This window comes from Proteiniphilum sp. UBA1028, assembly GCF_002316955.1.
Lineage (GTDB): Bacteria > Bacteroidota > Bacteroidia > Bacteroidales > Dysgonomonadaceae > Proteiniphilum.
Genome location: NZ_DCEN01000031.1, coordinates 112,479 through 119,172, shown reverse-complemented (window position 1 = coordinate 119,172; position 6,694 = coordinate 112,479). Strand labels below are relative to the sequence as shown.

Annotated in this window: 6 protein-coding genes; 4 read left to right on the top strand and 2 right to left on the bottom strand. The window is 46.0% G+C overall.

The features are described 5' to 3' along the window. Positions 1 to 111 precede the first annotated feature (111 nt). Genes B3Z75_RS04570 through B3Z75_RS04560 form a run of 3 tightly spaced genes read left to right on the top strand, consistent with a single transcriptional unit; the run spans position 112 to position 4,830 of the window. The gene (locus tag B3Z75_RS04570; RefSeq protein ID WP_294068196.1) at positions 112 to 2,361 is read left to right on the top strand and encodes a glycosyltransferase family 4 protein; all 2,250 of its coding nucleotides are present in this window, start codon (positions 112 to 114) and stop codon (positions 2,359 to 2,361) included. After that, on the top strand, positions 2,358 to 3,812 hold the full coding sequence (locus B3Z75_RS04565) for a glycoside hydrolase family 130 protein (protein ID WP_294068195.1): 1,455 nt from the start codon (positions 2,358 to 2,360) through the stop codon (positions 3,810 to 3,812). Before B3Z75_RS04570 ends, B3Z75_RS04565 begins: the two co-directional genes overlap by 4 nt. Positions 3,813 to 3,816: 4 nt before the next feature. Continuing rightward, a complete protein-coding gene (locus tag B3Z75_RS04560; RefSeq protein WP_294068194.1) occupies positions 3,817 to 4,830 on the top strand; it encodes a glycosyltransferase family 4 protein in 1,014 nt (337 codons plus the stop codon). Positions 4,831 to 4,839: 9 nt separating this feature from the next. On the opposite strand, the gene B3Z75_RS04555 is transcribed toward B3Z75_RS04560, so the two are convergent. Then, positions 4,840 to 5,031, bottom strand: a complete 192-nt coding sequence (locus B3Z75_RS04555) for a hypothetical protein (protein WP_294068193.1) — start codon at positions 5,029 to 5,031, stop codon at positions 4,840 to 4,842. Positions 5,032 to 5,195: 164 nt separating this feature from the next. On the opposite strand from B3Z75_RS04555, the gene B3Z75_RS04550 reads away from it, so the two are divergent. Next, positions 5,196 to 5,900, top strand: a complete 705-nt coding sequence (locus tag B3Z75_RS04550; protein WP_294068192.1) for an SIMPL domain-containing protein — start codon at positions 5,196 to 5,198, stop codon at positions 5,898 to 5,900. A gap of 70 nt (positions 5,901 to 5,970) precedes the next feature. Here the strand turns inward: B3Z75_RS04550 and B3Z75_RS04545 are convergent, their stop codons facing one another. Continuing rightward, positions 5,971 to 6,663 carry an NUDIX hydrolase gene (locus B3Z75_RS04545; RefSeq protein WP_294068191.1) on the bottom strand — a complete coding sequence of 231 codons (693 nt, stop codon included), beginning with the start codon at positions 6,661 to 6,663 and terminating at the stop codon, positions 5,971 to 5,973. Positions 6,664 to 6,694 lie beyond the last annotated feature (31 nt).

Here is a 6,694-nt window from a genome sequence, read left to right as displayed (position 1 = left end):
GGTATATTGTCCTGGAGAATTTAGAAAGTGTTAACCGGAGTTGATTTTTATCTGAACCCCGGTTTTATTATACTCCAGCCTTCAACTTTTACTAAAAAAAACTATAAACTTATGATTTTAAAGAAAATGAACAAAATAGCATTAATAGGGAATTACCCCCCGCGTAAATGTGGTATTGCCACATTTACGCACGACCTGAACGAGGGTTTAAAAGAAAATGGAGTCACTACGGCCGTAGTGGCTATGAACGATGGATTAAACAATTATAGTTACCCGGCCGACGTGGTTTTTGAAATTGAGCAGAATGATATGGCCTCCTACATCAACGCGGCTGAGTATCTGCATACCAACAAGTTCGATGCAGTCATCCTGCAGCACGAGTTTGGCATCTTTGGCGGTAAGGACGGCAAACATATTATCCAGCTACTTAAAAGGCTACGCATGCCGGTGGTGACAACTTTACACACAATACTCGACAATCCTTCAGAGGACCAGCGATTGGTGGTGAACGAACTTGCCCGTTTGTCGCACAAGCTGGTAAGCATCTCCAAAAAGGGAATCGACTTGCTTACCTCTGTCTATGGAATTCCCGAATCAAAATGTGTGCACATACACCATGGCGTGCACGAAATTGGGGATCTGGATGTAGACGGACTAAAAAAGAAGTTGGGAGTGAGCAACAAAAGGGTTCTTCTCACATTCGGTTTGCTCTCCAAGAATAAATCGATAGAGGTGGTAATCCAGGCATTGCCCGAAGTGGTGAAAAAACACCCCGATATTGTATACATCGTTCTTGGTGCAACCCATCCTCATGTGATAAAGCAGGAAGGGGAAGATTACCGTCACTCGCTAATCCGGTTGGTAAAGAAGCTGGGACTGGAGAACAATGTGCTCTTTATTAACCGTTTCGTAAGCAACGAGGAGCTCTTTGGATACCTGAAGATGTGCGACATTTATGTGATACCCTATCTGGGTGAAAGGCAGATATCGTCGGGGACACTTATCTATACAATGGGGGCGGCGAAACCCATTATTTCCACTCCATTCTGGTATGCCGAGGAGATGTTGGCGGAAAACAGGGGGTTGTTGTTCGATTTCAGGGATTCTGAACAGTTGAAAATGAAAATTAATGAACTCCTCGATGACGATAAGAAGAGAGAAGCTGTCGCACAAAATGCGTTTTCTCTTGCCAAAGAGTGCTATTGGCCCAACATCGGCAAACAGTATTATGATCTGGCGGAGAGAGTGGTGGACGAAGCGGGGGTTACCAAAACCGAGTATGAACTGGCCGAAGAAAGCGAGTTGAAGTTCACCTATCCTCCCATCAACCTGAATCATCTGCAGCTGATGACTGATAACACTGGGATACTGCAGCATGCAAGGTACAGTATTCCCGACCGGTCACACGGTTATTGCACCGACGACAATGCACGCGCCCTCTTGCTGTCGGTGATGCTTCAGAACGATGTGCAGAATGTGGACGAACTTAACAGACTTACAAGCATCTACCTCTCTTATATCGACTATGCATTTAACCCGGAAAAGGGGAAGTTTCGGAACTTCATGAGTTATTCGCGGGAGTGGCTGGATGAGGAGGGTACCGAAGACAGCAATGGCAGGGCTATTTGGGCTTTGGGATATACGTCTGCGTATACAAATATGAGCAACTTTTACCTTCACTCGAACAGTCTGTTTAAAAAGGGGCTTCGGGCAACCAGAAGCATTACCCACCCACGTGCGTTGGCTTATACAACACTGGGACTAGCGTATCATGCCAAGGCACATGGTGAGCAGGAAGTTATTGAGCTACTGAGAGAAAAAGCGAGACAGTTATATCTCTTATTTGACAAATCCATTGACAATGAGTGGCTGTGGCATGACCAAAAGGTGACCTATGGTAACAGCCGCATACCGCAGGCACTGATTTTAGCAGGACGGTATTTAAAGGATGACAAAATGGCTCAGAGGGGGTTGAAAATTACTGACTGGCTGATTGACAATCAGTTCAGAAGTAACATTTTCTCTCCTATCGGAAATGATGGGTGGTTGACACCGGAGCGTAAGGCACAATTCGACCAGCAACCACTTGAGGCGAATGGCATGATCGATGCTTGCCTGCAAGCTGAGTCCTACAGCAGGGACGAGAGGTACGGTAGCTACGCGATGAAAGCTTTTTCCTGGTTCACCGGTGATAATGATACCGGCGAACTTGTTTACGATTTTTCGACAGGCGGTTGTCGCGACGGGCTGATGTCCGGGGGAGTGAACCTGAATCAGGGAGCCGAATCCACACTTTCCTGGTTGATGTCATTACTGAACATTTCTCTCTATCTTCGTGAAACAAAAAAAATTACGATATGATACAGGTAAACAGACTGCCCATTAGAATTCTTCCATCTTCAAGACGTACACTGGTACGCCCATTCGTCCCGGGTAACGAGTCGCAGGTTGAACATATACTTTTTCGTATTTTTTCCACTCCCAAAAGGGACCGGAAAAGAATTGTAGCAAAAATGCACAGGCGGTTAGAGATGCCTCATGATATGTCAACGGCAATCTTCTTACGACATTACGAAAATATTAAGTCGCGCATCCCTTCCAATATGGAGCTGACCGACATAGACAAACAATTTATTGGTGCCTATTTTACTCAGCAATATGCGTTGGAGTCGACCGCCCTCTTTAATCCATCCATTGTAGAGCATCCCGTGCAGGACAAGGATGGGGCGACCCGCTTCATCATTAGCCTGAGAGCTATCGGTGAAGGGCATATCTCGTCTATCACCTTCATGGAGGGGGAGATAGACAGTAATTTCCAGATCACTATTGGTAAAAATTCGCCGGTTATCTATGAGCCCGAACGCAAGAATCATATCTACGAAAAAAATGACATCCTAAAAAAAGCAAATGAACTGGAGATGTTGTCAGAACTCAATAAGCCACTTTTTGAAATCCTGCCCGAACGGTTTACCTTCGGTGAACTCAGCAGTGCAATGAATAACCAGATTAATGGCAATATCGACAATAACCGGGCAGAATTGATTAATGCAATGAACAATATCCGGATGCTGGCCCTTTCAAACTTTACGCTACGCTTCGACACCGATGATATTACAGAACGGGCAATATACCCGGCTTCCCCGTCGCAAAGCAACGGACTTGAAGATGCTCGATTTGTACGGTTTACCCGTGATGACGGCACTGTTACATATTATGCCACGTTTACCGCGTACGATGGAAAAAAAATTATGCCCGAAATGCTGGAGACAAATGACTTCAAGGAGTTTACGATCTCTACGTTGAGCGGTTCGGCTGCCAAGAACAAGGGCATGGCACTTTTTCCGCGGAAGGTAAATGGTAGGTACATGATGTTAGGACGCCAGGATAATGAATCGTTGTATATCATGCAGTCTGATAATCTTCATTTCTGGTATGATTATCAGCCACTGCTGAAACCGACTTACGACTGGGAGCTCACCCAGATAGGGAATGGAGGTTCACCCATAGAGATTGAAGAGGGGTGGCTTGTTATCACCCATGGTGTGGGACCGGTGCGCACCTACTCACTGGGAGCTGCACTGTTGGATAAGAATGATCCACGGAAGGTAATCGGGCGACTGGATAAGCCGTTGCTGACTCCCGCCAGGAACGAGAGTTCCGGGTATGTACCCAACGTGATTTACACCTGTGGCGCGATGGTTCTCGACCGCACCCTGGTATTACCTTACGCTATCACAGATGTGGTGACCAAGTTTGCCACTGTCAGCGTGGATGAGATTATCAAATCAATGAAAAAGTTTGAATATTTTTAATCGTATGAAAATAGCTATGCTAGCTCCGATAGCCTGGCGTACCCCACCCGTTCATTACGGCCCGTGGGAACTGGTCACATCGCTATTAACCGAGGAATTGGTAAAAAACGGCGTGGATGTCACCCTCTTTGCTACCGCTAACTCCGTTACAAAAGCAAAGCTGCAGGCAGTTAGCCCTATGGGGTATGACGAGGATAGAAGCATTGATGCGAAAGTGTGGGAGTGTCTCCATATTTCGGAATGCTTTGAACATGCCGGTGAGTTTGATATTATTCATAATCAGTTCGACTTCCTGCCACTCACCTACTCCGGCATGGTAAACACACCCGTAGTGACCACCATTCATGGATTCTCATCACCCCGCATAATGCCGGTTTATAAAAAATACAACGACACCACCCATTATATATCCATCAGCGATGCCGACCGATCGCCGGAGCTTGATTATACTGCCACGGTGTATCACGGCATAGATCTGGATCAGTTTACCTTCAATCCGGAACCCAAAGGAGACTATATACTCTATTTCGGAAGAGTTCACCATGATAAAGGAACAAAAGAGGCGGTGGAGATTACACGGGCGCTGAACCGGCGACTGGTCATTGCGGGAATAATTCAGGATGAGGTTTATTTTAATGAATACGTAAAGCCTTTCCTGAAACAGGGAGAGGTTGAATATATTGGCAGCGTAGGGCCCGACAAGCGGGATACCTTGTTGGGAAATGCAACACTATTACTGCATCCGATCAATTTTAGAGAACCGTTCGGACTTTCTGTTGTGGAGGCGATGGCCTGCGGGACACCTGTTGTTGCGTTCAATAAAGGAAGCATGCCCGAGCTGATTATCGATGGCAAGAATGGTTTTCTTGCGGAAAACATGGAGGAAGCGATCGAGAAAATAAAAAAAATTGACAATCTTGATCGTATCAACTGCAGAGTGCATGTGGAGAAACGCTTCAGCAAAGAGTTTATGGCGAAGCGTTACATGGAAGTGTACAAAAAGATCTTATTGGAATAGAGGCTCCTGTTATTTCTCTTTGGCCAATCCGAGAATCCACAATACGGTAATTACAATAACCGCCGCGATAGTGATTATGGGAATAGTACCCAGGATATAGACCCAGCCTACAAACAGGCCAAAAAGGATGAATAATATTGCCAGTGCGGTGCCGGCCAGAATAGCGAGCAGCTTGGCTGTTCTTTTTTTCAGTCGTGCCATAATTTATATCCGGACTCTGTCATAAAATTATCTGAGGCCAAATTTAGAAGATTTTTCCGAAAGATAGAGAGATAGTACAGTTTATTGTATTGTTTTTGACAGAATAGCTTGTATATTTCAAAAGATTTTTACCTTTGCCGAAACGAACAATTAAATATAACAAGATGAAAAACTGGATTTTTGAAGCGGCAATACTGGCCGCGGGATTAATGGTGACGGGTATATTGCTAAACGCCGGGATTAACAATTTTACTAACCGAGACCGCGTGGTGACCGTGAAGGGCCTTGCCGAAATGGAGGTGCAGGCCGATAAGGTGATATGGCCGCTCATGTATAAGGATTTGGGAAACGACCTCACCACGCTTTATACCAATATCCAGACAAAGAACAAAACCATCATCGGTTTCCTGGAGGCCAACGGCATCAGCCGGGAAGAAATCAGTGTGTCGCCACCAGAGATCATCGACATGGAAGCAGAGCGCTACGCGACCCAAACACAACATTCCTATCGTTACAATGCCACCTCGGTGATCACCGTCACCTCGGGCGATGTGGAGAAGGTACGTAAATTAATCTCCGGACAGACCGAACTGCTTAAGCAAGGCGTGGCCATAACAGGAGGCGATTACCGCTACAACACCCTCTATGAATTCACCGGACTGAACAACATCAAGCCACAGATGATCGAAGAAGCCACCAAAAACGCCCGTGCTGCAGCTGAGAAGTTTGCTACCGACTCGGGCAGCAGGCTGGGTAAGATCCGAAACGCGTCGCAGGGACAGTTCACCATCACCGACCGGGATGCAAACACTCCTTATATCAAAAATGTGCGGGTTGTGACTACCGTGAATTACTATCTCAAAAATTAAAGAATAAGAGCGGGAATAAACGCGCTATTCAGGAGCAGAGCAAAATAACCCAGGCCGGAATAGGAATATTTCAGAGAGAGAAACGTTTGCCTGATTGCAGAAATGCCGCGTATTTCTCCTGGTTAAAAGAGTAGTAGAACGCACCCCTCTTCGAACTTTCCTTGTCCTTGATCTCGAGCTTGTCGAGTATATTCATCGTAGCGAGTTTCTTACGGAAGTTCCGCTTATCGAGGGGCATCTGGTAGATGGTTTCATAGAGATCCTGCAGCGAAGGAAGGGTAAATTTTCCGTCGAAGAAGTTAAAGATAACCGGTTCCTTTGATGCTTTGTACTGCAACAGCATGAGTGCATCGCCAACCATCCGGTTATGGTCGAATACCATCTCCGGGAGGTCGTTGATATTGATCCAGCGGGCATCGAACTTTCGTGCGAGTGACGTATTGAACTTCTCTGTCTGTACCAATGCATAAAATGCCACCGAGACAACCCTGCCGCCACTGTCGCGGTCTACTTCTCCGTACGCTCCCACCTGCTCCATATAAATACCTTTCTGCTGTGTATAGCGATACAACACTTTTTCGGCGGCCTGAGTAAGACTTTCCTTCTCCTCCATGAATCCTCCCATGAGGGACCATTCATTTTTCAGCGGTTCCACGGGACGGCGGGTAAGCAGCACATGCAGCTCTTTTTTTCGAAATCCAAAGATGATGCAATCCACCGCAATCAAAAAACGGACATTGTTTTGGTAATAATTGGCAGACATAGGACACAAGGTATAAAGATAGTAAAAGGTC

Excerpts from the sequence above, each read along its gene's own strand:
- B3Z75_RS04570 (WP_294068196.1), top strand. The coding sequence starts at position 112 with ATGATTTTAAAGAAAATGAACAAAATAGCATTAATAGGGAATTACCCC.
- B3Z75_RS04565 (WP_294068195.1), top strand. The coding sequence starts at position 2,358 with ATGATACAGGTAAACAGACTGCCCATTAGAATTCTTCCATCTTCAAGA.
- B3Z75_RS04560 (WP_294068194.1), top strand. The coding sequence starts at position 3,817 with ATGAAAATAGCTATGCTAGCTCCGATAGCCTGGCGTACCCCACCCGTT.
- B3Z75_RS04555 (WP_294068193.1), bottom strand. The coding sequence starts at position 5,031 with ATGGCACGACTGAAAAAAAGAACAGCCAAGCTGCTCGCTATTCTGGCC.
- B3Z75_RS04550 (WP_294068192.1), top strand. The coding sequence starts at position 5,196 with ATGAAAAACTGGATTTTTGAAGCGGCAATACTGGCCGCGGGATTAATG.
- B3Z75_RS04545 (WP_294068191.1), bottom strand. The coding sequence starts at position 6,663 with ATGTCTGCCAATTATTACCAAAACAATGTCCGTTTTTTGATTGCGGTG.